Below are 384 nucleotides of genomic sequence, written 5' to 3'. Positions count from 1 at the left end.
TGAATGTGCTCACTTTGTGCCTCTAAGGCACGGCGCATCACCTCCGAGCGCACATCAATACAAAACACAGCCTGTAGCGCACTTTCGCTAGGGGGAGCAGGCTCTGCTGCTCTGAGTGTGGCATGCAAGTTTTGCTGATAATTGACCTCTAACGCTTTGGCCCACACCCACAAAGGTTTTTGCGCTGCTTTAAACGCTTGTGTTCGTTCAGGAAGGTGCTGTTTTTCACATTGCCATTGCTCATGTAACACCGCGAATGTGCTGGTGTGTTGCGCTTTTAAATAGCGCCAAATGACTACATCCCAAGCCATGCGGATCGCCAGCAGTTGTAGCATGTCGTCTTGCGGTTGTTGATAGAGCCGGCCTTGCCAGCGAATGTAGGCC

The 384-nt window shown here is 51.6% G+C and carries 1 protein-coding gene; it reads right to left on the bottom strand.

Annotated elements, in window-relative coordinates:
* A partial coding sequence (locus tag CWC14_RS18900) for a putative inorganic carbon transporter subunit DabA (RefSeq protein ID WP_138564411.1) occupies window positions 1-384 on the bottom strand: 384 nt, incomplete at both ends.

The sequence above is a fragment of the Pseudoalteromonas sp. S3260 genome, from assembly GCF_005886925.1.
In the GTDB taxonomy this organism is placed as follows: domain Bacteria; phylum Pseudomonadota; class Gammaproteobacteria; order Enterobacterales; family Alteromonadaceae; genus Pseudoalteromonas; species Pseudoalteromonas tetraodonis.
The sequence above is the reverse complement of the archived record's forward strand: the minus strand, read 5'-3'. Positions and strand labels throughout refer to the sequence as shown.